The sequence below is a fragment of the Phreatobacter sp. AB_2022a genome (assembly GCF_026847585.1).
Lineage (GTDB): Bacteria > Pseudomonadota > Alphaproteobacteria > Rhizobiales > Phreatobacteraceae > Phreatobacter.
Map to the genome: position 1 here is coordinate 113,968 of NZ_JAPSET010000007.1, position 25,008 is coordinate 138,975.

A 25,008-nucleotide genomic window follows, 5' to 3' on the forward strand; every position below is an offset into this window, starting at 1 on the left:
GCCCGCCGGGAGGAGGGGGGCGCAGTCTCATGTGAGGGGTTAAGGACGGATCATGGCGACCGCAAGGTCACGCCGTCCGATTTCGGCCCCGGCGTCTCCCCCGCGCCACAGGCCTGATATCATGCGAAACTGGCCTGCTTGCGCTTGATTCTCACTCCACCCAGATGTGGTTCATGCCCGACACTCTCAAAATTACCTTCGCACCTTTGTCGAGCCCTGTCTCGGGGCTCGCCGTCATTCTGGTCGGCTCCGATCTGCGGCCGGGGCCGACGGCGTCCGCGCTGCTCGCTCCGGCGGGGGACCTGCTGAATCGCGCTGCGGCCGCCGACGGCTTCAAGGGTAAGGCCGGCTCCTTTCTCGACATCGTCGCGCCGGACAAGCTCGGTCTCGACCGGCTCATCGTGGCCGGATGCGGCAAGCCGGGCGAGGCGAGCGAACTCGATCGCGTCAAGCTCGGCGGCGGCCTGATCGGCCGGCTGCCGGACGCCGCGGGCGAAGCGACCGTCGTCCTGGAGACGGGCGAGGGGGCTCTCAGCGCCGAGGAGGCGGCGGACTTCGCTCTCGGCCTGCGGCTGCGCTTCTATGCTTTCGACCGCTACAAGACCAAAAGGAAGGACAACGAGGAAGGTCCGCGCAAGCGCCAGATCACGCTTCTGACCGCCGACGAGAAGGCCGCCCGCAAGGCGTTCCGCGCCCGCGAGGCCGTGGCCGACGGCGTCGACGTGGCGCGCGACCTCGTCAACGAGCCGCCGAACGTCCTGCACCCACAGGAGTTCGCGCGCCGCGCCGGTGCGCTCGCCGACCTCGGCGTCGAGGTGGAGGTGCTCGGCGAGAAGGAGATGAAGAAGCTCGGCATGGGTGCCCTGCTCGCCGTCGGCCAGGGCTCGGCCCGCGACAGCCAGCTCGTCGTCATGCAGTGGGAGGGCGGCAAGGACGGCGAAGCGCCGCTCGCCTTCATCGGCAAGGGCGTGTGCTTCGACACCGGCGGCATTTCGCTCAAGCCCGGCGAGGGCATGCAGGACATGAAGGGCGACATGGGCGGCGCCGCAGCCGTGGTCGGCCTCATGCACGCGCTCGCCGCCCGCAAGGCCAAGGTCAATGCCGTCGGCCTCATCGGCCTCGTCGAGAACATGCCCGACGGCAGCGCCTACCGGCCCGGCGACATTCTCACCTCCATGTCCGGCCAGACCATCGAGATCATCAATACCGACGCGGAAGGGCGGCTCGTGCTGGCCGATCTCCTCTGGTACGCCAAGGACCGCTTCAAGCCGAAATTCATGATCAACCTGGCGACCCTGACCGGGGCCATCATGGTGGCGCTCGGCCAGGAACATGCCGGCCTGTTCTCCAACGACGATGCGCTGGCCACGGCCCTCGGCAGGGCCGGGCTGGAGACCGGCGAGAAGGTCTGGCGCATGCCGCTGACGGCCGAATACGACAAGCTGATCGACAGCCAGTTCGCCGACATGAAGAACACCGGCGGCCGCCAGGCCGGCGCCATCACCGCGGCCCAGTTCCTGCAGCGGTTCGTCGACACGACGCCCTGGGCCCATCTGGATGTCGCCGGCACGGCGATGAATTCGGTGAAGTCCGACCTCAACCGTTCCTGGGGGGGCGGCTGGGGCGTCCGCCTGCTCGACCGGCTGGTGCGCGACCGCCACGAGGGTTGACGCCGGGCTTGGGTGCAGTGCGGCATTTTTGGCCGCGGGCCATGTCGCGGCGGTGGATCATCTCCGCCGCGCCAAGGGTTATGATGCCGCGCGCAATCCTTGGTGCCGAGCCCTGATCCGACCGTGACCGACGTCCTCTTCTATCACCTGCAGAACCAGCCGCTCGAGCGGGTCCTGCCGGCCCTGCTCGAGAAATCGCTCGAGCGCGGCTGGAAGGTGGTCGTCGAGGCGTCCTCGCCCGAGCGCGTCGAGGCGCTCGACAGCCTGCTCTGGACCTATTCCGACGAGAGCTTCCTGGCCCACGGCACCGACCGCGAGGCCGATGCTGCACTGCAACCGATCCTGATCACCACGCGGCGGGACCGCCCGAACGGGGCCAGCATCCGGTTCCTGGTCGACGGCGCCGCCCTGCCGGAGGACGGCGCGAGCTACGAGCGCCTGGTCCTGATGTTCGACGGCAATGATCCCGATGCCGTCGACCACGCCCGCCAGCAATGGCGCGAGGCGAAGGCGGGCGGCCATGCCTGCACCTACTGGCAGCAGAATGCGGCGGGCCGCTGGGAGAAGAAGGCGTGACCGGCCATGCGTCCGTGACGCCGCCGGGATTTGTCGATGAGAAGGCCCGCTCCGAATTCGTCCGGCTCGCGGCGATCATTTTCCTCACCGCCATGACCAATCAGCAGGCGGTCATCCTGGCGGTGGTCTGGCAGGAGGCCGGCTTCAGCCATGCCGATATCGGCGTGCTGCTTGGGGTCTACGGGGTGCCGCTGGTGCTGGCGAGCCTGTTCTCCGGCGCGGTCGCCAACCGTTTCGGTCTGCTCAACACGGTCAGGCTCGGCGCGATCCTGACCACGTTCGGCCTGCTCAGCCTTTACGCGACCCACGCATCCTTCGCCGGCTCATTTGCCTCGCGCATCCTGCAGGGTGCGGGTTTCGCACTGTTCCATGCCCCGGTCATGACCTATGGTACGACCCGGCTGACCCAGGACCGGTTCATCCAGCTTTTCGGCCTGCTCTCGGCCATGGCGCCCTTGCCCTATGCCTTCGGGCCCGTGGTCGCGGAATATCTGTTCCATACCTTCGGCCCGCACGCCTTCTTCCTGGCCGGCTCCGTGCCCGGCCTCGTGGCCCTGCCCCTGCTCTGGACGTTGCGCCCGATCGAGAAGGCCGCTCCCGAGGTCGGCGGCATGCGCTCGCTCTTCGCTTCGGGCCGGATCGTCCTGCCGATGATCGCGGCCTGTGTGTTCGGCGCCATGTTCGGTTTCGTCAGCGCCTTCATGGCGCCGGTCATGCTCGAGCGCGGCCTGTCGATCGGCGGCTTCTTCACGAGCTTCACGCTGTCGATCTTCGTCGTCCGCCTCGGCCTGCTCGGACCGCTCGAAACCATCGATCGCCGGCTGGTGGTGGCAGGTGGCGGCATCGTGCTCGGTCTCGGCCTGACGCTGGCGGCGCTTGCCACCAACCTGCCGATGGCGATCGCCGCCGGCGCAGTGTTCGGTCTCGGCCATTCCATCGGCTTTCCGGTGCTCTCGGCCTGGATCTGCGACGGCGTGCCGCCGGAGGCGCGGGCGACACCGCTCGCTCTGTTCAACGCCACCTTTTTCGCCGCGATCTATCTCGTGGCCCTGCCGGCGAGCCTGGCCATTGCCCGGTTCGGCTATCCGCCGGTGATGATCGCGACGGCCAGCACCGGGCTCGTCCTGGCGGTTTTTCTGGTCGTGGCCTGGGACCGCCGGATACGGTAGGACCTGCTCGGCTGCCGCTTGGCCATTCGCTGCCCGTCGCGGCGCCGCGAACCCGTTGGGACCGCCGTTCATGAGACCCGCCGACCGGCTTTTCCAGATCATCCAGATCCTCCGACGCAGCCGCCGGCCAATGACCGCGGAGGCCATCGCGGCGGAGGTCGAGACCTCCAAGCGGACGGTCTACCGGGATATCGGAACCCTCATCGCCCAGCGCGTGCCGATCCGTGGCGAGGCGGGGCTCGGCTATGTGCTGGAGGGCGGCTTCGACCTGCCGCCGCTCATGCTGTCGCCGCTGGAGGTCGAGGCCGCCGCGCTCGGCGCGCAATGGGTCAGCCAGCGCGGCGATCCGGAACTGGCCCGGGCGGCCGAGGATCTGATCGCCAAGATTGCGGCCATTGTCCCGGAACCGCTGCGCGCCTACGCGCTGGATCCGGTCGGCCGGACACCGCCGGCCTGGGCCGCCATGCCCGATGCGATCGACATCGCGAAGGTTCGCGCCGCCATCCATGCCGGCTGCAAGATCGCCATCTCCTATGGCGACGAGCACGGCCGGATCAGCGAGCGCATCGTCTGGCCGGTGGCGATCGGTTATTTCGACGCGGCGAGACATCTCGTCGCCTGGTGCGAGACGCGGCGCGATTTCCGCAGCTTCCGCACGGATCGGGTGCGCACCGCCGTCTTTCTCGACGAGCGTTATCCCGAGCGCCCGGCACGGTTGCGGGCGCGCTGGGTCAGGACATTGGGGTCGTGACAGCCTGTCCGCTCCGGCCGCACCGCATGCCCGAGCCATGCGGGGGCTGCGAGAAAACGCCTGCAAGCCATTGACATGACGGCCTATGCCGGCGGTGCGCAGAACGCGTGGCGCGTCAGCCCGCCGCCTCCAGTTCCGCGCTTGCCGCAAGCCAGGCGTCTTCGGCTTCGGCCAATTGCTGAGCCCTCTGGGCGCGCACCCGCGCGGCTTCCGCGGCATTGGCTGGCTGCGCCTGGAAATAGCCGGGCTGGGCCAGGATCCGATCGATCTTCGCGATGTCGTCGCGCAGGCGCTGCATGGCGGCCTCGATCTCGGCGACCTTCCTGGCGATGGCCTTGACCTCGTGCCGGCTCGGGGCCCGCGTCTCGGCGACGTCCGATCCGCCGGCCGCCAGTTCGGCGGATCTGCCCGTGCCCTTGCCCGGCTTGTCCTGCTGGACGGGGCCGCTCAGCACCAGTTTGCGATAGTCGTCGAGATCGCCGTCGAACGGGCCGACCGTGCCGCCGGAGACCAGCCACAGCCTGTCGACGGTCGCCTCCAGGAGATAGCGGTCGTGTGAGACGATGATGACCGCGCCGGGATAGTCGTTCAGCGCCTCGACCAGCGCCGCGCGGCTGTCGATGTCGAGATGGTTGGTCGGCTCGTCGAGGATCAGGAGATGCGGGCCCTCGAACACGGCGAGGGCGAACAGGAGCCGGGCCTTCTCGCCGCCGGAGAGGGCGGCGACCTTGGTGTTGGACCGCTCGCCGGAAAAGCCGGAGCGGGCGCAGGCCGCGCGCACCTTGGCTTCGCCATCGGCCGGCATCAGCCGTCTGAGGTGCTGATAGACACTCTCTTCCGGGCGCAGCTCGTCCAGTTGGTGCTGCGCGAAATAGGCAATCTTCAGCTTGTCGGCCCGGACCAGGCGTCCGGCCATCGGCTTCAGCCGGTCGGAAATCAGCTTGAGGAAGGTCGATTTGCCGTTGCCGTTGGCGCCGAGCAGCCCGATGCGGTCGTCATCGTCGATGCGCAGGTCGAGCTTGCGGAGGATCGGCCGGTCGTCGCCATAGCCGACGGAGGCGCCCTCCAGCGTGATGATCGGCGGCGAGGCCTTGCGCTCGGGCGGCGGAATGACGAAAGGCGCGACCTCGGTTTCGACGATCGCGCTGACCGTCTCCATCTTTTCCAGCATCTTCAGGCGCGACTGGGCCTGGCGCGCCTTGGTCGCCTTGGCGCGGAAGCGGTCGACGAAGGCCTGCAGGCTCGCCCGCCGCTCCTCCTGCTTCTTGACCTGCCGTTCGCGCACGGCGATCTCGATCGCGCGCGAGCGGGCGAAGGTCGTGTACGAGCCGCGCCAGAGCGTCAGCTTCTGGTTGTCGAGATGCAGGATGTGCTCGACGGAGGCGTCCAGCAGGTCGCGGTCGTGGCTGATCAGCAGCACGCTGTGCGGATAGGCGGCGAGATAGTCCTGCAGCCAGAGCGTGCCTTCGAGATCGAGATAGTTGGTCGGTTCGTCCAGCAGGAGGAGGTCCGGCTCGGCGAACAGCACGGCCGCGAGCGCGACGCGCATGCGCCAGCCGCCCGAGAAGTCGGAGCATGGGCGGCGCTGCGCCTCGGCGTCGAAGCCGAGGCCGGCCAGGATCACCGCTGCGCGCGCCGGCGCCGAATGGGCGTCGATGTCGACGAGGCGCGTCTGGATCTCGGCAATGCGGTTCGGGTCGACCGCCGTCTCCGCCTCCGCCATGAGGCGGGAGCGTTCCTTGTCCGCGGCCAGGACGAAGTCGATGAGCGACTGCGGCCCGCCTGGCGCTTCCTGCGCGACCCCGCCGATGCGGGCCCGCGAGGGCAGGGTGATGGTGCCCTCGTCCGCGGCGTAGTCGCCGGTGATCACCTTGAACAGCGTGGTCTTGCCGGTACCGTTGCGGCCGAGGAAGCCAACGCGCGCATTGCTCGGCACGGCCACGGAGGCCTTGTCGATGAGCACGCGGCCGGCGACGCGAACGGTCAGGTCGTTGATCGATAACATGGCCGTGCTTTTGGCGGAGGAAGCCGCTCCATGCAAGACGGACCGGGGGCTGCGTGCTAGGCTTGAGCCCCCTGGACGAGAAGAATCGGGGCAGGCGGCCCGCATGGTCCGTGGCGGCGCTGCCGGTCACTGGAAACACCGAGCAGAACGGAGCCGCGACCATGTCTAGACTGAAGTTCGCCATATTTCTCGCCTTCGGCCTGTGCGCGGCGGCTGCGCCTGCCGCCGCCCAGGCGGTCCGGGCGACGTCGAGCGAGGCGCACTGGCGTTCCGGCGTCATCCAACTCGCGCTCAAGGCCGAGCTGCCAGACGATTGCACCCGGCTGGTGCGCGCGACCCCGCAGGGCGTGACGACGCGCACCCTCGCCGTCGAGGTGATCGTGGTGCGCGAGGAGAATTCCCGCTGCCGCGCCGGCTCGGGCCGGGTCGAGCGCAGCTACAGCTACAACTTCCCCGGCATCAGCCAGTCCACCAATGCCATTGCCATGCGCTTCCTGCGCGACGGCCAGGAATTGGGGCGGGAAACGACGCCGATCAACACCTCGCCGTCGGCGCGCCAGTAGTTTTCCGTTCGATTTCGGCGTCTGACGTGGTTTCTTGACTCTCTCCTGGCGGAATCCGGGCTAAGCTTGCCGTTGCCTGACCGGAACGCTGAGTCGGGCAATGGAGAGGGCCAAATATGAACGGTTCCATGAAGAAGTATCTTGCCGAATTCATCGGCTCGGCAGCCTTGGTGATCATCGGTTGCGGCGCGATCACCCTGGGCGGCCTTGGCGGGGCATTGGGCAGCGCGCAGCCGCTGTCGCCGCTTGCGATCCTGCCGATCGGCTTGGCTTTCGGCGTGGCGGTCACCGCCATGGCCTATGGCATCGGTCCGGTTTCGGGCTGCCACATCAATCCGGCGGTCACCGTCGGCGCGTGGGTCGCCGGCCGCATGCCGACCTCGGAGGTGCCCGGCTACATCATTGCGCAGTTCCTTGGCGCCATCGTCGGCGCGGCGATCCTCTATGTTACGCTGTCCGGCAAGACAGGCGGCTACGACGTCGCGACCGCCGGCCTCGGCCAGACCGGCTGGTCGGGCTATTCGGCGACCTCGGCGATCATCGCGGAGTTCGTCGCAACCTTCCTGTTCGTCGTCGTCATCCTTGGCGCCACCTCGAAAGCCGGCTCGACGCCGGTGGCGGGCCTGGCCATTGGCCTGACCCTGGCTGTTCTCCACCTCGCCTTCGTGCCGGTTTCGGGCAATTCGCTCAATCCGTCGCGCTCCTTCGGCCCGGCCCTGTTTGTCGGCGGCACCGCGCTCGCCCAGGTCTGGATGTTCCTGATCGTGCCGACCATCGCGGGCGCGGTCGCCGGAGCCTTCTTCAAGTCGAAGGCACTCGAAGCCTGATCGATCCACCGCGCCGGGCGTCGACGAGGCCCGGCGTGTTGCCGAAACGAAGAAGGCCCGCCGCAACGGTTGAACCGAAGCGACGGGCCAGCTTCACGCGGACTGGGTGGGGCGTCACAATCCGCGCGATAGGGACTTGCCGTCAGCGGCAGATGCGGACGTCGCGCGGGCGCGGGCCCCAGGGCGTCTCGACCCAGCGGCGTTCGAGCCAGCAGCGCCGCGGCCCGTAACCGTAGCCGCCGCCGTAGAAGCCGGGACGGTAGGGCCGGTATGGGCGGTAGTAGGGACGGTCCCAGCCGCCGCCGTAATATTGAGCGGGGACATAGGGCGCCGGGGCGTCGATCCCGATGCCGATCGAAACCTGCGCATCGGCCTTGGAGGGGGTGAGCGCCACGGCCGTCAGAGCAGCCAGACCGGCGATGGCGGTGAGGGCGAGCTTGCGCATCGAAGTTCTCCGAGCAGCGGCCTCTCGACATCGATCAGCCGTTGTCGCAGACGCTAAGCCCGCGGCGCTGAACGCCTTCTGATCCACCTCTTCATGTCCGGTTCATCCCGCCGCCGCCAACGCGCCCGAGACGTTGCGGGCGCGTAAACACGCTGCTAGAAGCGCGCCACCCAACGCAACCGTCCCGAACTTTCCAGGACCAGCCTTCTCAGGGAACTCTTCCATGGCCATCGAGCGCACTTTTTCGATTCTGAAGCCGGATGCGACGCAGCGCAATCTGACCGGCGCGGTCAATGCGGTGATCGAGGCCGCGGGCCTGCGCATCGTCGCCCAGAAGCGCATCCAGATGTCGGTCAAGGAAGCCCAGCGCTTCTACGCCGTGCACAAGGAGCGGCCGTTCTTCGGCGAGCTCGTCGAATTCATGACCTCCGGCCCGGTGGTCGTGCAGGTGCTCGAGGGCGAGAACGCGATCGCCAAGTACCGCGAAGTGATGGGCGCCACCAATCCGGCCCAGGCCGCCGACGGCACGATCCGCAAGCAGTTCGCCCGCTCGGTCGGCGAGAACACCGTGCACGGCTCGGATTCGCCCGAAAACGCCAAGATCGAGATCGCGCAGTTCTTCTCCGAGAACGAGATCCTGCCGGGCTGACACCCGCAGGAGCCGATCCGGCCTTTGAAGCATGGTGCAGGGGCGGGCCTTCGGGTCCGCCTTTGTCGTTTCGGGCGATTTCGCTTAAAGCTTGCCGGCATCGCGCCAACAGGAGCTTTAGCGATGAATGCCCCGCTCAGGGTCGAGCGCCGTCAGTCGACGTGTCCGCACGATTGCCCTTCGGCCTGTTCGCTCGACATCGAGGTGATCGAGGGCAAGACGATCGGCCGCGTCCATGGCGACGCCCGCCAGAGCTACACGGCTGGCGTCGTCTGCGCCAAGGTCGCCCGCTATGCGGAGCGCACGCATCACCCGGACCGGCTGCTGCATCCGCTGATCCGCAAGGGGCCGAAGGGATCGGGCGAATTCCAGCGGATTTCCTGGGACGAGGCGCTCGACATCACGGCGGCCCGGCTGCTCGAGGCCGAAGCCCGCTACGGCTCCGAGACGGTATGGCCCTATTATTATGCCGGCACGATGGGCCTCGTCATGCGCGACGGCATCAATCGCCTGCGTCATGTGAAGAAATATTCGGGTTTCTTCTCCACCATCTGCACCAACATGGCCTGGTCCGGCTTCATTGCCGGCACCGGCAGGCTCGCCGGCGTCGATCCGCGTGAGATGGCGCTCGCCGATGTCGTGGTGATCTGGGGCACCAATGCGGTCGCCACCCAGGTCAACGTCATGACCCACGCCATGAAGGCCCGCAAGGATCGCGGCGCCAAGGTGGTGGTGATCGACGTCTATCGCACCGACACGATGAAACAGGCCGATCTCGGCCTTGTCGTGAAGCCGGGCACGGACGGGGCGCTCGCCTGTGCGGTCATGCATGTCCTGTTCCGCGATGGCTATGCCGATCGGGATTATCTCGCGCGCTATACCGATGTGCCCGCCGAGCTCGAGCAGCATCTGACCTCGCGCGGTCCGATCTGGGCCGCGGCGATCACCGGCCTCTCGGTCGAGGAGATCGAGGCCTTCGCCAGGCTGGTGGGCCAGCACAAGAAGACCTTCTTCCGGCTCGGCTATGGCTTCGGCCGGCAGCGCAACGGCGCGGTCAACATGCATGCCGCGTCCTGCATCGCCGCCGTCACCGGCGCCTGGCAGGTGGAGGGCGGCGGCGCCTTCCACAACAATGGCGCCATCTATCACTGGCGCAAATCGCTGATCGAAGGGCTCGATGCGCGTGATCCGGCGATACGGGTTCTCGACCAGTCGCGGATCGGGCCGATCCTGACCGGCGAGCGGGCGGCGCTCGCCCGGCCCGACGGCAGCGACGGCCCACCGGTCACCGCGCTGTTCATCCAGAACACCAATCCGGTCAATGTCGCGCCCGACCAGACCAAGGTGGTCGGCGGCTTCCGGCGCGACGACCTGTTCGTCGCGGTGCACGAGCAGTTCATGACCGATACGGCGAAGATGGCCGATATCGTGCTGCCCGCCACCATGTTCATGGAGCATGACGATCTCTACCAGGGCGGCGGCCACCAGCACATCATGCTCGGCCTGAAGCTGATCGAGCCGCCGGGCGAGTGCCGCTCGAACCACGACGTGATCTCGGCGCTGGCGAGCCGACTCGGCGCGGAGCACCAGGGCTTTGCCATGAGCCCGCGCGAGATCATCGACTGGACACTGCAGCATTCCGGTTGGGGCACGCTGGCCGAGCTCGAAACCACCAATTTTCGCGACGTCCAGCCGAAATTCGAGGAAGCGCACTACCTCAGGGGCTTTGCCTACCGTGACGGCAAGTTCCGCTTCAAGCCGGACTGGCCCGAGGTGCCCTATGCCAATATCGGCCCGCTCGGCCCCTGGCAGGAGATGCCGGGCCTGCCCGACCATTGGCCGGTTACCGAGGAGCCGGACGCCGAGCATCCGTTCAAGCTCGCGACCTCGCCGGCGCGCAGCTACCTGAATTCGAGCTTCACCGAGACGCCGTCGTCGCGCAAGCGCGAGGGACGGCCCGAGGTCATGATCAATCCGGCCGATGCGGACCGGCTCGGCATCGCCACCGGCATGCGCGTCAAGCTCGGCAACCGCCGAGGCGAGGTCATCCTGCACGCCAAGGTGACCGAGCAGACCCGGCCGGGCACGCTGATCGCCGAGGGGATCTGGGCCAATTCGGCCCACGAGGACGGCCGCGGCATCAACATGCTGACCGGAGCCGACGCAGTTGCACCATTTGGTGGCGCCGCCTTCCACGACAATCACGCCTGGATCCGTCCGCTCGACTGAAGTCCGTGTTCGGCCGGGACGACATCGGCGGCAGTTCTTCCGCAGCGTCCTGGACAGAGTGCACCGTTTCCGGCGGGCGGTCTCGGCTGCCGCACGATCCGCGCCCGGCTTGCCCTGCGCCATGAAGGTAGGTTGCGCAACGGCCGTCGGCGCCCGCCCCTTAGGGAAGGTGGCTTGCCGCCGGCCCGGCCGACCGCTACTTTTGCGCGCAATGACACTGCCGCTGTCAGAGGGGCCGGCGAGGGGCGCGCGGACAGACCCGCGCCGGCGGCAGCAGACGCATCCGGATTTCATGATTTCCTGGTCGACCGACGAACTGCGTCCACACGAACGCTTCGATCACTGGTGCGAAGTGCGCGCGCGCAATCTTTTCGGCGTCACCATTTCGCTCGCCTCCGAGGAGCGGCTGAGCTTCCGTGGGCGCTTCGCGGCGATCGCGGCGGGCGACGCGACTCTCAGCGAGATGCGCGCCTCGGCCTATCGCGTCGCGCGCAGCGAGGCCGACATTGCGCGCACGCCGAGCGATGCCCTGTGCCTCTACGAACAGGTGGGAGGGGCGAGCTGGTTCGACAGCCGCGGTGGCGGTGAATTCGTCATCCCGGCCGGGCGCCTGGCGATCAGCCATACCGAGCGTCCCTATCGCACCGAGCCGACCACGGCGCGCGGCTTCGACCTGCGCATTCTCAAGATCCCGCTCGCCGGGCGCGAGGATCTGGCGGGGCCGGCCCGTGGGCTGCATTCGACCCTCATCACGCACGATCCGCGCCTTGCCGTGGTGCTGTCGGCGGCCTTCAGCCATTTCCGGGCGGCGGCCGCCGAAGGAACGGGCGAGGATGCCGGGGCGGCGGTGGACCATCTCGCCCGTCTCGCCCTGATGGCGCATGGCCGCCTCGGCCGCGGCGCGCCGGAAAGCCGGGCGGCGCTGCGCTATGGGTTTTTCGGTGCTGCCCGCGCGATCATGATGCGCGATCTGCGCCGCCCGGATCTCTCGCCGCAGCGGATCGCCGGCGAACTCGGCATTTCGCTGCGCCAGGTGCACCTGCTGTTCGAGCCGACCGGCCTCAGCTTTTCGCGCACTGTGCTCGCCCTGCGCCTCGCCGAGGCACGCCGCATGCTCACCGAGAGGCCGGCCCGGTCGGTCACCGAGATCGCCTTCGATTGCGGCTTCGATTCGCTCTCCACCTTCTATCGCGCCTTCCGCCAGGCGCATGGAATGACCGCGACGGACATGCGGGTCGCCGCGGCCTTGAGCGCGTGACGCCCCTGCGGCAGCGGCGTTTCGCTGCCTCTCCGGAGTTTGCGCGCATTGAGAAGACAATTGGCGGCCGATATGGCAACCGCCGCGGGAACAAGTGCCCGCGGGGACGCGGCGGGCCGACAGAGGGGTGCCGAGCCGGTTGCAGCATTCATGATCTCATGGACGACAGACACGTTGCGCCCCCACGAACGCTTCGAGCATTGGCGCGAGGTACGGGGCCGGCATTTGGCGGGCGTCACCATGGAGGTCGAGCGCGAGCGGCAAGCCTCGTTTTGGGGGGCGTTTTCATCGCTCGCCGTTGGCGGGGCGCTTTTTTCCGAAATCCGATCGAGCGCCTATGACGTCACCCGCACAGCGGCGGATATCGGCCGCGTGTCGAGCGACAGCCTCCGGATCTCGCATCTGGTCGCCGGTCCCGGATGGTGCGAAACGCCGGCCGGCCGCGTCTATCTCGGAGCCGGCTCGCTTGCGACCAGTCATACCGATCTGCCCTTCGCGATCCGGCAGCGGCCCGGCGCAGAGATGCACGTCCGCCTGCTGCGCATTCCGCTCGAGGGCAAGGGCCGGCTTGCCCGGCTGGTCCGCGGCTACCACACGGCGGTGCTGACGCCCGACGGTCGATTTGCCCGGCTGCTGCGGGCCGCCTTCATGTCGCTGGCCGAGGAGGTGGCGGTGCTGGAGGCCGGCGAGGCCGAACAGTCGGTCGCGCATCTCGCCCGCCTCGTCCTGCTCTCGCGGGGATCGGTGCGCGCCGGCGAACCGGAGAGCCGCGCGGCGGTGCGCGATGCCTGCCTGAAGACGGCTCTGCGGCTCATCCGCAACAATCTGGCGCGGCAGGACCTCGGTGTCGACACTCTGGCTCGCGCGCTCGGCATTTCCGTGAGGCAGATGCACGTCGTGTTCGAACCGACCGGCAGCACCTGCCAGGCCACCATCACGGCAATGCGCATTGCCGAGGTCCGGCGCCAGCTTCTGGCCGCGCCCGGGCGATCGGTCACCGACATTGCCTTTGCCTGCGGCTTCGACTCGCTTTCCACCTTCTATCGGGCGTTCCGGCGGGTCGATGACACGACGCCGAGCGACTACCGGCAGACGGCGCTGGAACTGGCAGGCGGCTGAACGCCGCCGTGCCTCAGGCGAGCTTGTAGTCGGTCGCGATCATCCGCAGCGCCGCGGGATAGATCCGGTGCTCCGCGGCGAGCACGCGGCTTGCGAGCGTCTCGGCAGTGTCATCGGCGAGGACGGGCACCTCCTCCTGCAGGATGATCGGACCGGAATCGAGCTCTGGGACGACGAAATGCACGGTCGCGCCATGCACGGTCGCGCCGTCGGCAAGGGCTCGGGCATGGGTATCGAGACCCTTGTAGGCCGGCAGCAGGGCGGGGTGGACGTTGATCATCCGGTGCGGCCATTGCGCGACCAGCCAGGGCGTCAGGATGCGCATGAAGCCGGCGAGGCAGACGATATCGATCGCGTGCCGGACCAGTTCGGCGTGCATGGCCCGGTCGAAGGCCTCGCGGTCGCGGCCGAAAGCCCGGTGATCGACGGTGACGGTTGCAATCCCCTCGGCGCTGGCGCGCGCCAGCCCGCCGGCATCGGGGACATTGGACAGGACCAGCGCGATCTCGGCCGGATAGTCGGCGGCCTTGGCCGCCTCGATCAGCGCGGCCATGTTGGAGCCCCGGCCGGAAATCAGGATGGCGACGCGCTTGCGGCTCACAGCGACAGGGCTCCGGCGAAGGTGACGCGCGGCTCGGCGGCGGCCGGCACGACCTCGCCGAGCCGCACCACGGTCTCGCCCGCAGCGGTCAAGGCGGCGGCGACGCGCTCGGCTTCGGCCGGCGCGGTGACCACGACCATGCCGATGCCGCAGTTGAAGGTGCGCACCATCTCGCTCTGGACAAGGCCGCCGGTCTTGGCGAGCCAGCCGAAGACCGGGGGCATGGGTACGGCGGCAAGATCGACGGCGACGCCGAAACCATCTGGCAGGACGCGCGGGATATTGTCGACGAAACCGCCGCCGGTAATGTGGGCGAGTGCCTTGATTGCGCCGGTCGAGCGGTGGGCGGCGAGCACGCTCTTCACATAGATGCGCGTCGGCGTCAGCAGCGCTTCGCCAAGCGTCCGGCCCGGTGCGAAGGGAGCGGACGCGTCCCAGCCGAGCCCGGAGACCGCGGCGATCTTGCGAACCAGCGAGTAGCCGTTCGAATGCACGCCGGACGAGCCGAGGCCGAGCACGATGTCGCCGCTCGTGACGTCGGGGCGCGGCAGGAGTGTGCCGCGCTCGGCCGCGCCGACCGCAAAGCCGGCCAGATCATAGTCGCCGGAGGCGTAGAGGCCCGGCATTTCGGCGGTCTCGCCGCCGATCAGCGCGCAGCCCGCCTCGCGACAGCCTGCGGCGATGCCCTTGACCACTTCCGCCGCGGCGGCCGGGGCCAGCTTGCCGGTGGCGAAATAGTCGAGGAAGAACAGCGGTTCCGCACCCTGGACGACCAGGTCGTTGACGCACATGGCGACGAGATCGATGCCGATCGTGTCGTGCCGGCCGGCCTCGATGGCGATCTTGATCTTGGTGCCGACGCCATCATTGGCGGCGACCAGGACCGGATCCTTGAAACCGGCCGCCTTCAGGTCGAACAGGCCGCCGAAACCACCGATCTCGGCATCGGCGCCAGGACGGGCGGTGGCCCGCACCATCGGCTTGATCATGTCGACCAGGCGGTTGCCGGCGTCGATGTCGACGCCCGCCTCGGCATAGGTGAGGCCGTTTGTGGCTTTCGGCTTGTCGGTCACGTGGCTTGTCCCCGTTAGACCCGCCCCGATAGCCCGCTCGGGCCCGGTCTGCAACGGCTGTCCGGCGAATTTCCGGCTTATCGCCGGGCCGCGGCGCGCAGGCCGCCGTCTTTTCCCTGACGGCGAAGGTCCTCAACCAACACGATACCTATCGCCGGCCCCGCGAATGTCGGAAGGTTGGCCGCAAGGCGCGGATGCGACGGTGGCCCGCCCGGGCGATCGAGCCGGGCAGGCGAAAGTCGGATTCAAAGCTCCACTTAAAATCAAAGAGTTGGTAGTGGTTCCTTGATTCTGGCATTTGCCCGCGCACCCGGGACGGGTGCGGCGCAGCCGCGGCCGACGGCCAGGGCGGGCAAATGTCGCGGGCCGTGACACTGGGACGCGTGAGCGCAGGGACTGGAGGGGCGAATGTCCAAGGAAATCACCGAAGACCTCAAGGCCGGCGCGCTGGTCTATCATCGCCTGCCGCGGCCCGGAAAGCTGGAGATTCAGGCCACCAAGCCGCTCGGCAACCAGCGCGACCTGGCGCTTGCCTATTCGCCCGGCGTTGCCGCGGCCTGCGAGGCGATCGTCGCCGATCCCAGCCAGGCCGCCGAGCTCACCGCGCGCGCCAACCTCGTCGCCGTCGTCTCCAACGGCACGGCGGTGCTCGGTCTCGGCAATATCGGCCCGCTCGCCGGCAAGCCGGTCATGGAAGGCAAGGCCGTCCTGTTCAAGAAATTCGCCGGCATCGACGTCTTCGACATCGAGATCGACGCCAACGAGGTCGACCGCATCGTCGATGTCGTGGCCGCGCTGGAGCCGACCTTCGGCGGCATCAATCTCGAGGACATCAAGGCGCCGGAATGTTTCGAGGTCGAGCGCCGCCTGCGCGAACGCATGGCGATCCCGGTCTTCCATGACGACCAGCACGGCACGGCGATCATCGTCGGCGCGGCGGTGACCAATGCGCTTGCGCTGATGGGCAAGCGCATCGAGGAGGTGAAGATCGTCACCTCGGGGGCAGGGGCTGCCGCCATTGCCTGCCTCAATCTGCTGGTCGAGCTCGGCGCCAAGGTCGAGAACATCTGGGTCTGCGACATCGAGGGCGTGGTCTATAAGGGCCGGGCGGCGCTGATGGACCCCTATAAGGAGGTCTATGCCAAGGATACCAATGCCCGGACGCTCGGCGACGTCATCGGTGATGCCGACATCTTCCTGGGGCTCTCGGCCGCCGGCGTGCTGAAGCCGGAAATGGTGCAGCGCATGGCCAAGGGTCCGCTGATCATGGCGCTCGCCAATCCCAATCCCGAGATCATGCCCGACGTCGCGCGCGAAGCCCGGCCCGACGCGATGATCTGCACCGGCCGGTCGGATTTCCCCAACCAGGTCAACAATGTGCTGTGCTTTCCGTACATTTTCCGCGGGGCGCTCGATTGCGGTGCGACCGCCATCAACGAGGCGATGAAGCTCGCCGCGGTGCGCGCCATCGCGGCGCTCGCGCGCGAAACCCCCTCGGACGTCGTCGCCAAGGCCTATGGCGGCGAGGTCGCGACCTTCGGCGCCGGCAATCTCATTCCCTCGCCCTTCGATCCGCGCCTCATCCTGCGCATCGCCCCGGCTGTGGCGAAGGCCGCCATGGAAACCGGCGTCGCCAGCCGGCCGATCGCCGATTTCGATGCCTATGCGCATGAGCTGAACCGCTTCGTGTTCCGCTCGGGCCTGCTCATGAAGCCGGTGTTCGGCAAGGCGCGCGAAGAGCCCAAGCGCGTCATCTATGCCGAAGGCGAGGATGAGCGGATCCTGCGCGCCGCGCAGGTGGTGATCGAGGAAGGCCTGGCCATGCCGGTGCTGATCGGGCGGCCGGCCGTCGTCGAGCAGCGGCTCGAACGGTTCGGCCTGTCGATCCGTCCGGGCAAGGACTTCGAGCTGATCGATCCGCAGTCCGATCCGCGCTATCGCGACTATGTCTCGGCCTATCACGAGCGGGTCGGCCGGCGCGGCGTCTCGATGGACGCGGCCCGCACGATCATTCGGACCTCGAACTCGGCGATCGCGGCGGTCGCACTGGCGCGGGGCGACGTCGACGCCATGATCTGCGGCGTCGAGGGGCGCTACAATACCCATCTGCGGCATATCCGGCAGGTCATCGGGCTCGGCTCGGACTGTGAAACTCTGGCTGCGCTCGCGCTGCTGATCACGTCGAAGGGACCGCTGTTCATCGCCGACACGCAGGTCAACCACCAGCCGACGGCCGAGCAGATCGCCAATATGACGGTGATCGCCGCCGAACACGTGCGCCGCTTCGGCATCGAGCCGAAGATCGCGCTGGTCTGTCATTCCGACTTCGGCAGCCACGACGATCGCGACGCCGAGACCCTGAGAAAGGCGGTCGAGCTGATCTGGCAGCGCGCCCCGGGCCTGGAGGTCGACGGCGAAATGCACGCGGACACCGCGCTGGTGCCGGACCTGCGCGAGCGCATCCTGCCGCAGTCCAAGCTGACCGGCGTCGCCAACGTGCTGATCATGCCGAACATCGCGGCCGCCAACACGGCGTTCCAGGTGATCAAGGTGCTGGCCGATGCGCTGCCGGTCGGCCCGATCCTGGTCGGTCCGGCAAAGCCCGCGCATATCCTGACGTCGTCGGTGACCGCGCGCGGCGTCGTCAACATGACCGCCTTCGCCGTGGTCGAGGCCCAGGAGGCGGCGCGTACCCGCGAGGGTTGAAATCGACCGCCGATCAACAGTGCGTTAAGAGGCGCCCCCTAGATTGCGCCGGTATCATGCGATCCTGCCTGGTGTCGGCGGCTTCGGCTGTGATCGGTGGGGACCTTGAAGGCAGGTGCGGGGGCAAAGTGCTTGGTGTGGATCGCGGCGGTCGCCGTCGCGATAACCCTGCCTGTCGCCGTCCATTTCGGCTCCAGCGCCTATGTCGACCATGCGCTCGACGTGCACCTGCAGCGCACGGCGCGGATCGTGCTGCAGCGGGTCGAGAGCGCCGTCGACCGGTCGGTCGCGACCTTGAAGGAGGCAGCCCTGCGCCGCGCCGACGGCTGCAACCTCCGGGACCGCGAGGCGCTGCGCGTGCTCACCTTCGGCTCGCCCGTCCTCAAGGAAGTGGCCGTGCTCGCCTCGGACGGTTCGGTTCTGTGCAACAATATCGGCGAGCTCGTCCGCATCTCTCCATTGTCCGACCTGCTGCCGACCCGCGACCCGCGTATTCTCGTCGGCTCGGTCGTCGCCTTCGGCTCGGAAGGGCGGGCGCTGCGCATCGTCTGGCGGGAGGGCGACCGCTCGATGTTCGGCGGGCTGGTGGCGGCCAGCCTGTTCGCGCCGTTCCAGGAAATGAGCGCCCCGGGCGACCGGCTCGCGGTCGAGATCCGGCTGAGCGACGGCTCCACCCTGCTCGTGCCGCGCGACTGGGGGCCGGAGGGCGCTTTCGACGCCCGCCTCGAACATGTCTCGCAGCGTTTGCCGGTGGCCGTTGTCACCAGCGCCTCGCGGGCCGACTGGCGCAACGCGCGAAGCTGGCTCGTCGCCCTGGCGACCGCCGTCGCCGCGGCGATCGGCCTGCTCCTGGCCGCCTTCATCGTGCTGGTGGCGCGCCGGCGGGCTGACCCCCTGGCGGAGATGCGCACCGCGCTCGAGCGCGGCGAGTTCGTGCCTCATTACCAGCCTATCCTGGATCTCGACACCGGCCGCATTCTCGGCTGCGAGGTACTGGTGCGCTGGCGCAAGCCCGACGGCAGCATCATCGCGCCTGGCGCCTTCATTGATCATGCCGAGCGCTCCGGCTTCATCTTCCCGCTGACCCTTGCGCTCATGCGCCAGGCCGCCGTCGAGCTCGGGCCGACCTACGATGCGCGCCCGAAGCTGAAATGCGGCTTCAATCTGTGTGCCGCCCATTTCAAGAGCGACCGCATCGTGACCGACGTCGCCGCCATTTTCGGTGGTCCCGGCGTCGCGCTGTCGCAGGTCGTGCTCGAGGTCACCGAGCGCGATCCGCTGGAGGACGCCGATACGGCCCGCGCCATCATCGCGCGCTTCCAGGCGATGGGCGTGCGCGTCGCGCTCGACGATGTCGGCACGGGCCATGGCGGCATGAGCTATCTGCTGAAACTGGGCGTCGACGTCATGAAGATCGACAAGCTCTTCATCGACGCGCTCGGCGCGGAGCGGCAGTCGACGGCCATCGTCGACAGCCTGATCGATCTTGCAGCCCACCTGAACATGGAAGTGGTGGCCGAGGGGGTCGAGACCTTTGCCCAGGTCGAAGCGCTGCGCCGGCGCGGCGTGCGCAGCGCCCAGGGATACGTCTTCGCGCCGCCGCTGCCGGGCCCGTCCTTCATCAAGCTGGTCGAGGCCATGGATCCGGTCGTGGCGAGCGAGCCGCCGAAGCGGCTCACGCTCGCCTGACCCGGCCCGGCGTCATGCCTCCTTGGGGACGGCGACGGCAAATCGCATCGACGCGGCGATGCGGTTGAGCTGGCCGATCGTGCCGATCACCATGGTGAGCGCGGCGATCTCGCTGGCGTCGAAGGCTGCGCTGACCACACGATAGGTCTCGTCCGTCGCGCCGGGGCCGGGCCGGTCGGTCAGGGCTTCGGCCCAGGTGAGGGCGGCTTCCTCGCGTGGCGAGAACACGCCGGCCTCCTGCCAGGCGACCAGCAGTTCGAGCTTGTGCTCGGGCACGCCGATGCGCCGGGCATCCTTCAGATGATGCTGGACGCAATAGGCGCAGCCGTTGATCTGCGAGGCGCGGATCCTGACGAGCTCGATGATCGCGGGATCGAGGCCGAGCTCGCCGAGCTCGGCATTCAGCGCCCGCAGCGCGGCATAGGCCTTGGGCACGGCGGCGGAAAAGGCGGCCTGGGTCAGGCGGGCCGGTGACGCGGACATGGGATGGCTCTTTCGGATCTGGATTGTCGCAACGGTGCGTGCATAATATCAGTGCACGAACAAGATATAAGAGCTCGAATATCATGCGCAAGCCGCGGCCGGCCAAGGCACCTGACATCGGCGAAGGCAAGCGAGGTGAGGAAGGCTATCTCGGCTACCTCCTGCGGCAGGCCCACGGCATGCACAGGCTGCGCATGGAGCGGGCGCTGGCCGGACTCGACACGACGCCGCCCCAGTTTCTGGTCATGACCATGATCGCAGCCTATCCGGGCCTGTCGAATGCCGATATTGCCCGGTTGACGCTGCTCACGCCGCAGACGGTCAGTGTCATCGTCGGCAATCTGAAACGCGCCGGCGCGGTGACGCGCACGGCTCACCCCATACACGGCCGTATCCAGGAGCTCGCGCTGTCGCCGTCGGGCGAAGCCCTGCTGGCGCGCTGCCGCGGCCAGGTCCGCGCGATTGAGGAGCAGCTCGTGCGCGGCCTCAGCGCGGCCGACGAGCAGGTCGTCAGGCGCTGGCTGGTGGCCGTGGCGATGGAGCCGGCGGGCACCGCCGGCTGACCTTGCCGCTCAGTTGGCGCGGCCGCGGCGCAGGTCGGCCTCGATCCTGAGGCCCGAGCCGCCGCCGAGGCGCGCACGATAGACCTGCACGTTCTCCATCACCCGCTGCACATAGTTGCGCGTTTCGGTGAATGGGATGCGTTCGACCCAGTCGATCGGATCGACGCGCGGGTCGCGTGGGTCGCCATAGGCTTCGACCCATTGGCGTACCCGTCCGCGGCCGGCATTGTAGGCGGCGAAGGTCATGACGTAGCTGCCGTTGAATTCGGCGACGAGATCGCCGAGATGGGCTGCGCCGATGCGGGCGTTGTAGGCGGGGTCGCTGATCAGCCGGCCCTGGTCATAGGCAAGGCCGTAGCTGCGCGCCGTCGCGCGCGCCGTCGCGGGCATGAGCTGGAGCAGGCCGCGCGCGCCGGCGTGGCTCACGGCGCGCGGATCGAAGGTCGATTCCTGGCGGGCGATGGCATAGACCACGGCGCGGTCGACCTGTGGACCGACATGGGCATAGTTCGGAATGCCGATCGTCGGAAACGCGTGGATGTCGAAGGGCAGGCCACGATTGTTGGCGAGCTTGCCGAGGATCAGGACACCCTTGGCATCGCCGGCGCGGGCGGCGACCTCGGCGGCGGCGTGGAGCTGGGCAGTATCCATGGCGCGCAGGCCGAGATCGGCGAGGATCGCGCGGGCGAGGTCCTTTTCCCCGACCTGATAGAGCATGCGCAGCGCGCGGGCCGACGGACCCGCCACGGGGCTTGCTTCGGCCGGCCGGCGGATCGGCAGGTCGCTGAGGCCGAGCTTGGCGCGCGCGAGCTGGCCGTAATAGTGCGAGGAATGGCGGGCGGCGGCCTCGTAGGCGCGGCGGGCCTCGGCCTGGCGGCCGAGCGCCTCGAAGGCGCGGCCGCTCCAATAGTCGGCGCGCGACTGCGACATGGGCGTGGTGGCGGCCTGGCGGCCCGCCTGGAAATGGCGCAGCGCCGTGCCGGGATCGTTCAGGAAACGCAGGGCAAGCCAGCCGCAATGGAATTCGGCTTCGACCCGGGCGACGCCGCGGCGGACCGAATGGCCGGAGGCGACCCGGTAGGCGGTGCGGGCGTCGCCGGCGTCCAGCAGCTTGCGCACCATGACGCGCCGCTCGGTCCACCAGCTTTCCGGGCTGATCAGGACGGCCGGATCGCGCGGCGCGGCGATCAGGATGGCCGCGGCCTCGCGGGCCCGATCCTCGCGCCGCAGCCACTGGGCGCGGGCGAGCAGGTAGACCGGGTCGGCATGCAGCGAGCCGGGCACGCGCGCGAGCAGCGCCCCGCCGTTCGAGCGGCGCGCATTGACCGCAAGGAAGGCGCGCGCAAGCGCGAGCTGGCCGGCGCCGAGGCGCTGGGCCGCGCGCAGGGCCGTGCCGTCCTTGCCCGCATAGAGCATGTGGTCGAGGCGCGCCTTGTGGTCGGCCGCGCCGATCACCGAGCCGAAGGCGGAAAGCAGCGTGCGCTCGACATCGGCCGACAGGTCGTCGCGCCGCCAGATGTCGCGGGCGAGCTGCACCGCGCGTGCATTGTCGCCGGCCCGCCGCCAGGCGATGGCGAGCGCGATCTTGCCCTTGGCCGAGCTCGGCTGGCGGCGGGCATAGAAGCCGCGCACAGTCGCGCCGTCGATATTCTGTTCCAGCAGGGCGGCCTCGGCACGCGCGCGAATGCGCTGCGACGCCGGGAAGCCCGGATTGGTCTCGACGAAGGCGGCGAGCCGCGCGAAAGGCAGGTTCTCGTTGGACCTGAGGATCGCCCATTCGGCGACCGCGCGCGACACCGGGTCGGTCAAGGCGTTGCGTCCGGCTGTGGCCTGCTCGACCCGGCCGGCCTTGGCCGCTGCGATCACGCGGCCGAGCGCCGCGACGTCGACCTGGCCGCCGCCATCACCCTGGGGGCGCCAGGAACGCTCGCTTTGTCCGATCGAGCCGGTCACCGCCGGCCCGCTCGCGCGGGCTTCAACGATCGGCTGCTGCGTCGCCTCGGCCGGCTCGTCGTCGCCGGCCTGTTCCGCGGCCTGGGCTTCCAGGAGATGCTGGGGCATGTCGCCGTCGCTCGCCTGGGGCAGGGCGGGAGTGGCGATGAGCAGCGCGCCGAGAGCGACGCCGGTGAGCAGGCCCAAACGGGGAAGGAAGACAGCGAGCGGCGCCATGAATCCGTCCTGATACGCAATACGGAACGGCCGCACCGTCCGGACAGAATGCGGCCCCTGAACCATCGTTTGTCGTTTGTTTTCCTTAGCGAGTGTTGAACGCGGCGAGGGGTAATCGATCGGCGTGGTTAAGCGGGCGCTAACGATCGGCGGCCGGCCGCCTCAGATCGGGCCGAGAGCGGCCCAGCCGGCCAGGGCACCGGCGGCGAGCGCCCAGAGCGGGTGGAGCCGCGTCCTATAGGTGACGGCCGCGACGGCGAGCGTGACGGCGATCAGGACCCATTCGCCGCCCGAGGCCTCGGCGATCAGGAAGGCGCTGGCGGAGACGAGGCCGACGGTCATCGGCACCAGTCCGGCCTGCACGACGCGGCGCCACGGGCGGTCCTTGAACCGGTGCCATAGGCCCATGGCGAGGGCGGTGACGAACGACGACGGGCCGAATTTCGCGACCGAGGCGACGAGCAGTCCGGACCAGCCGGCGACGTGCCAGCCGATCAGCGGCACGATCATCATGTTCGGGCCGGGGGCGGCCTGGGCGAGCGCGAACAGCATGGAGAATTCCCTGGCCGTCATCCAGTGCTGGATATCGACCACGTGACGCTGCATTTCCGGCAGGATCGTATTGCCGCCGCCGAAGGCGAGCAGCGACAGCTCGGTGAAGATCAGGAAGAGGGCGACCAGGACGGAGACCATGGCTCAGGCCTTTCCGGCAGCGCGGCGCGCGACGAGCCAGGTGAGCAGGATGCTGAGCGGCGCGAGCGTCAGCATGGTCGGCAGCAGCGGCAGCCGCAGCACGGCGATCGCGATGAAGCAGAGGGCCGCGACGGCCAGTCCTTCCGGCCGCCTGAAGAGCGGCACGGCCATCTTTGCAGCCATCGAGACGAGCAGGCCGGCGGCGGCCGCGGCGAGCCCGGAGAACATGTGCCGGATGTTCGGATCGGCCTGGACCTGGGCGTAGATCGCGCCGAGCCCGATCACGATGGCGGTCGGAAAGGCGATGAGGCCGACGAGCGCGGCGAATGCGCCTCGCGCACCGTGGAACTTGAGGCCGATGGCAACCGACAGGTTGATGATGTTGCCGCCGGGCAGGAACTGGCACAGCCCCAGGAGGTCGGCGAACTCTTCCGCCGACAGCCATCGGCGCTGTTCCACGATCATCGCCCGGGCCAGCGGCAGAACGCCGCCGAAACCGGTCAGGCCGAGTTCGAGAAAGCCGAGGAAGAGGGCCTTGAGGCCGGGCGGGCGGGCGGGCGCGGAGACCTCGTCCGTCGCTGTCGTCGTGGTCATGGCGGGACTCCGGGGTCAGGGGCGTCCGTCACGCTGCTGCCGGAGCCCTGTGGGCTCTGACCTAGTTCCACGTCATCATCTGGTCCAATATATGTTGGGGGGAAAATCCATATGGTCTGGATATGAATAATCTCGATCTGCGCCAGCTCCGCTATTTCGTGGCCGTCGCCGAGGAGGGGCATGTCACCCGCGCAGCCGAGCGGCTCGGCATGCAGCAGCCGCCGCTCAGCCAGCAGATCCAGGCGATCGAGGCGGCGATCGGCGTCCGCCTGTTCGAGCGGCTGCCGCGCGGCATGCGGCTGACCGAGAGCGGACGGTCGCTCCTGGGCGACGCGCGGGCGATCCTCGGGGCCGTCGAGCAGGCGGTCGAGACCTGCCGGCGGATCGCCCGCGGCGAGAGCGGCCGGCTCGCCGTCGGCTTCACCGGCTCCGCGGCCTTTCACCCCTTCGTCCTGGCGGCGATCAGGAGCTTCGGCGAGGCGGTGCCCGCCGTGTCGCTGGCGCTGGAGGAGGGTGGCTCGCTGGAGCTCACGGACGCGCTGGCGGCCGGCCGGCTCGACGCTGCCTTCGTTCGCGCGGCCGCCGGACGCAGGCCCGGCCTCGCCATCGAGGCGCTGATGGAGGAGCCGATGCTCGCCGCGGTGCCCGTGCAGCACAGGCTGGCGGCGGCGGGTGGGGCGATCCGCCTCATCGATCTCAGCGAGGAGACCTTCGTGCTCTACCGGCGGCCGAGCGGCCCGGGGCTCTATGACGCCATCATCGCCGCCTGCAGCGCCGCCGGCTTCAGTCCGCGCATCGGCCAGGAGGCGGCGCGGCTGCCTTCGGTGCTCTCGCTGGTGGCCGCAGGCCTCGGCGTCTCGATCATTCCCGCCTCGATGCGGCGCCTGGAAACCGAGGGGATCGTCTATCTCGCCCTGGCCGACACGCCGCTCCTGGTCGCGCCGCTGCAACTCGTCTGGCGGCGCGACGGCGGATCGGCCGCGCTCGGCCATTTCGTCGCGGCTGTCAGGCGCTTGCAGGCCTCGCGTCGGGGAGGCGGAACGCCCATATGACGCGGCGACGCACGTCCGCGCGATTCAGCATGGGATCTTTACGCGGCATTTGTGTATTTCTACGGAGCTTTGCGGGGCCGTTTCGCTTGACGGCGAAGCCGTCACAAGGCTTTGTGACGCCTGT

Annotated in this window: 22 protein-coding genes; 14 read left to right on the forward strand and 8 right to left on the reverse strand. The window is 68.7% G+C overall.

Annotated features, from left to right (window positions below; genetic code table 11):
- The first annotated feature begins 173 nt into the window (after positions 1-173).
- The 4 genes from OZ671_RS07410 to OZ671_RS07425 all read left to right on the forward strand — a co-directional run bounded on the left by OZ671_RS07410 (position 174) and on the right by OZ671_RS07425 (position 4,166).
- The gene (locus OZ671_RS07410; protein ID WP_268860146.1) at positions 174-1,670 is read left to right on the forward strand and encodes a leucyl aminopeptidase; all 1,497 of its coding nucleotides are present in this window, start codon (positions 174-176) and stop codon (positions 1,668-1,670) included.
- Positions 1,671-1,793: 123 nt separating this feature from the next.
- A complete protein-coding gene (locus OZ671_RS07415; protein ID WP_038313885.1) occupies positions 1,794-2,246 on the forward strand; it encodes a DNA polymerase III subunit chi in 453 nt (150 codons plus the stop codon).
- Entirely contained in the window at positions 2,243-3,415 is a 1,173-nt protein-coding gene (locus OZ671_RS07420; RefSeq protein ID WP_268860147.1) for an MFS transporter, read from the forward strand. Before OZ671_RS07415 ends, OZ671_RS07420 begins: the two co-directional genes overlap by 4 nt.
- Before the next feature lie 70 nt (positions 3,416-3,485).
- The gene (locus OZ671_RS07425; protein WP_268860148.1) at positions 3,486-4,166 is read left to right on the forward strand and encodes a helix-turn-helix transcriptional regulator; all 681 of its coding nucleotides are present in this window, start codon (positions 3,486-3,488) and stop codon (positions 4,164-4,166) included.
- 115 nt (positions 4,167-4,281) lie between these two features.
- Here the strand turns inward: OZ671_RS07425 and OZ671_RS07430 are convergent, their stop codons facing one another.
- Positions 4,282-6,171: an ABC-F family ATP-binding cassette domain-containing protein gene (locus OZ671_RS07430; RefSeq protein ID WP_268860149.1), complete on the reverse strand. Its 1,890-nt coding sequence runs from the start codon at positions 6,169-6,171 to the stop codon at positions 4,282-4,284.
- A 161-nt stretch (positions 6,172-6,332) separates the two neighbouring features.
- On the opposite strand from OZ671_RS07430, the gene OZ671_RS07435 reads away from it, so the two are divergent.
- Together OZ671_RS07435 and OZ671_RS07440 are read left to right on the forward strand one after the other, a co-directional pair.
- Positions 6,333-6,734, forward strand: a complete 402-nt coding sequence (locus OZ671_RS07435) for a hypothetical protein (RefSeq protein WP_268860150.1) — start codon at positions 6,333-6,335, stop codon at positions 6,732-6,734.
- Positions 6,735-6,850: 116 nt separating this feature from the next.
- On the forward strand, positions 6,851-7,561 hold the full coding sequence (locus OZ671_RS07440; RefSeq protein WP_442957059.1) for an aquaporin: 711 nt from the start codon (positions 6,851-6,853) through the stop codon (positions 7,559-7,561).
- Positions 7,562-7,703: 142 nt separating this feature from the next.
- Here the strand turns inward: OZ671_RS07440 and OZ671_RS07445 are convergent, their stop codons facing one another.
- Entirely contained in the window at positions 7,704-8,006 is a 303-nt protein-coding gene (locus OZ671_RS07445) for a hypothetical protein (protein WP_038313879.1), read from the reverse strand.
- Between the two features lie 223 nt (positions 8,007-8,229).
- Between OZ671_RS07445 and ndk the strand changes: the two genes are divergently transcribed.
- From ndk to OZ671_RS07465, 4 genes are all read left to right on the forward strand, one after another.
- Positions 8,230-8,655 (forward strand): nucleoside-diphosphate kinase, encoded by a 426-nt coding sequence (ndk, locus tag OZ671_RS07450; protein WP_038313878.1) that lies wholly within the window; start codon positions 8,230-8,232, stop codon positions 8,653-8,655.
- Positions 8,656-8,778: 123 nt separating this feature from the next.
- Positions 8,779-10,884 carry a molybdopterin-containing oxidoreductase family protein gene (locus OZ671_RS07455; protein WP_268860151.1) on the forward strand — a complete coding sequence of 702 codons (2,106 nt, stop codon included), beginning with the start codon at positions 8,779-8,781 and terminating at the stop codon, positions 10,882-10,884.
- 292 nt (positions 10,885-11,176) lie between these two features.
- On the forward strand, positions 11,177-12,142 hold the full coding sequence (locus OZ671_RS07460) for an AraC family transcriptional regulator (RefSeq protein WP_268860152.1): 966 nt from the start codon (positions 11,177-11,179) through the stop codon (positions 12,140-12,142).
- 372 nt (positions 12,143-12,514) lie between these two features.
- Positions 12,515-13,261 (forward strand): AraC family transcriptional regulator, encoded by a 747-nt coding sequence (locus tag OZ671_RS07465; protein WP_268860153.1) that lies wholly within the window; start codon positions 12,515-12,517, stop codon positions 13,259-13,261.
- A 13-nt stretch (positions 13,262-13,274) separates the two neighbouring features.
- On the opposite strand, the gene purN is transcribed toward OZ671_RS07465, so the two are convergent.
- Positions 13,275-13,862, reverse strand: coding sequence for a phosphoribosylglycinamide formyltransferase (purN, locus tag OZ671_RS07470; RefSeq protein WP_268860154.1), 588 nt, complete (start codon positions 13,860-13,862; stop codon positions 13,275-13,277).
- Positions 13,859-14,935, reverse strand: a complete 1,077-nt coding sequence (gene purM / locus OZ671_RS07475) for a phosphoribosylformylglycinamidine cyclo-ligase (RefSeq protein WP_268860155.1) — start codon at positions 14,933-14,935, stop codon at positions 13,859-13,861. The genes purN and purM overlap by 4 nt, the downstream gene beginning before the upstream one ends.
- Positions 14,936-15,343: 408 nt before the next feature.
- On the opposite strand from purM, the gene OZ671_RS07480 reads away from it, so the two are divergent.
- Together OZ671_RS07480 and OZ671_RS07485 are read left to right on the forward strand one after the other, a co-directional pair.
- Positions 15,344-17,641, forward strand: a complete 2,298-nt coding sequence (locus OZ671_RS07480; protein WP_268860156.1) for an NADP-dependent malic enzyme — start codon at positions 15,344-15,346, stop codon at positions 17,639-17,641.
- 135 nt (positions 17,642-17,776) lie between these two features.
- Positions 17,777-19,330 (forward strand): EAL domain-containing protein, encoded by a 1,554-nt coding sequence (locus OZ671_RS07485; protein ID WP_268860192.1) that lies wholly within the window; start codon positions 17,777-17,779, stop codon positions 19,328-19,330.
- Positions 19,331-19,342: 12 nt separating this feature from the next.
- Here OZ671_RS07485 and OZ671_RS07490 read toward each other — a convergent pair whose 3' ends face one another.
- Positions 19,343-19,813 carry a carboxymuconolactone decarboxylase family protein gene (locus OZ671_RS07490; RefSeq protein ID WP_268860157.1) on the reverse strand — a complete coding sequence of 157 codons (471 nt, stop codon included), beginning with the start codon at positions 19,811-19,813 and terminating at the stop codon, positions 19,343-19,345.
- 83 nt (positions 19,814-19,896) lie between these two features.
- On the opposite strand from OZ671_RS07490, the gene OZ671_RS07495 reads away from it, so the two are divergent.
- On the forward strand, positions 19,897-20,376 hold the full coding sequence (locus OZ671_RS07495; protein ID WP_268860158.1) for a MarR family winged helix-turn-helix transcriptional regulator: 480 nt from the start codon (positions 19,897-19,899) through the stop codon (positions 20,374-20,376).
- A gap of 9 nt (positions 20,377-20,385) precedes the next feature.
- Here the strand turns inward: OZ671_RS07495 and OZ671_RS07500 are convergent, their stop codons facing one another.
- From OZ671_RS07500 to OZ671_RS07510, 3 genes are all read right to left on the reverse strand, one after another.
- Positions 20,386-22,545, reverse strand: a complete 2,160-nt coding sequence (locus OZ671_RS07500) for a lytic transglycosylase domain-containing protein (protein ID WP_268860159.1) — start codon at positions 22,543-22,545, stop codon at positions 20,386-20,388.
- A gap of 162 nt (positions 22,546-22,707) precedes the next feature.
- Positions 22,708-23,238, reverse strand: a complete 531-nt coding sequence (locus tag OZ671_RS07505; RefSeq protein ID WP_268860160.1) for a chromate transporter — start codon at positions 23,236-23,238, stop codon at positions 22,708-22,710.
- A gap of 3 nt (positions 23,239-23,241) precedes the next feature.
- Positions 23,242-23,832 (reverse strand): chromate transporter, encoded by a 591-nt coding sequence (locus OZ671_RS07510; protein WP_268860161.1) that lies wholly within the window; start codon positions 23,830-23,832, stop codon positions 23,242-23,244.
- 122 nt (positions 23,833-23,954) lie between these two features.
- Between OZ671_RS07510 and OZ671_RS07515 the strand changes: the two genes are divergently transcribed.
- A complete protein-coding gene (locus OZ671_RS07515; protein ID WP_268860162.1) occupies positions 23,955-24,884 on the forward strand; it encodes a LysR family transcriptional regulator in 930 nt (309 codons plus the stop codon).
- The last annotated feature ends 124 nt before the right edge of the window (positions 24,885-25,008 follow it).

Coding starts and splice junctions, on each gene's coding strand:
- OZ671_RS07410 (WP_268860146.1), top strand. CDS start 174: ATGCCCGACACTCTCAAAATTACCTTCGCACCTTTGTCGAGCCCTGTC.
- OZ671_RS07425 (WP_268860148.1), top strand. CDS start 3,486: ATGAGACCCGCCGACCGGCTTTTCCAGATCATCCAGATCCTCCGACGC.
- OZ671_RS07430 (WP_268860149.1), bottom strand. CDS start 6,171: ATGTTATCGATCAACGACCTGACCGTTCGCGTCGCCGGCCGCGTGCTC.
- OZ671_RS07435 (WP_268860150.1), top strand. CDS start 6,333: ATGTCTAGACTGAAGTTCGCCATATTTCTCGCCTTCGGCCTGTGCGCG.
- OZ671_RS07440 (WP_442957059.1), top strand. CDS start 6,851: ATGAACGGTTCCATGAAGAAGTATCTTGCCGAATTCATCGGCTCGGCA.
- OZ671_RS07445 (WP_038313879.1), bottom strand. CDS start 8,006: ATGCGCAAGCTCGCCCTCACCGCCATCGCCGGTCTGGCTGCTCTGACG.
- ndk (WP_038313878.1), top strand. CDS start 8,230: ATGGCCATCGAGCGCACTTTTTCGATTCTGAAGCCGGATGCGACGCAG.
- OZ671_RS07455 (WP_268860151.1), top strand. CDS start 8,779: ATGAATGCCCCGCTCAGGGTCGAGCGCCGTCAGTCGACGTGTCCGCAC.
- OZ671_RS07460 (WP_268860152.1), top strand. CDS start 11,177: ATGATTTCCTGGTCGACCGACGAACTGCGTCCACACGAACGCTTCGAT.
- OZ671_RS07480 (WP_268860156.1), top strand. CDS start 15,344: ATGTCCAAGGAAATCACCGAAGACCTCAAGGCCGGCGCGCTGGTCTAT.
- OZ671_RS07490 (WP_268860157.1), bottom strand. CDS start 19,813: ATGTCCGCGTCACCGGCCCGCCTGACCCAGGCCGCCTTTTCCGCCGCC.
- OZ671_RS07495 (WP_268860158.1), top strand. CDS start 19,897: ATGCGCAAGCCGCGGCCGGCCAAGGCACCTGACATCGGCGAAGGCAAG.
- OZ671_RS07500 (WP_268860159.1), bottom strand. CDS start 22,545: ATGGCGCCGCTCGCTGTCTTCCTTCCCCGTTTGGGCCTGCTCACCGGC.
- OZ671_RS07505 (WP_268860160.1), bottom strand. CDS start 23,238: ATGGTCTCCGTCCTGGTCGCCCTCTTCCTGATCTTCACCGAGCTGTCG.
- OZ671_RS07510 (WP_268860161.1), bottom strand. CDS start 23,832: ATGACCACGACGACAGCGACGGACGAGGTCTCCGCGCCCGCCCGCCCG.
- OZ671_RS07515 (WP_268860162.1), top strand. CDS start 23,955: ATGAATAATCTCGATCTGCGCCAGCTCCGCTATTTCGTGGCCGTCGCC.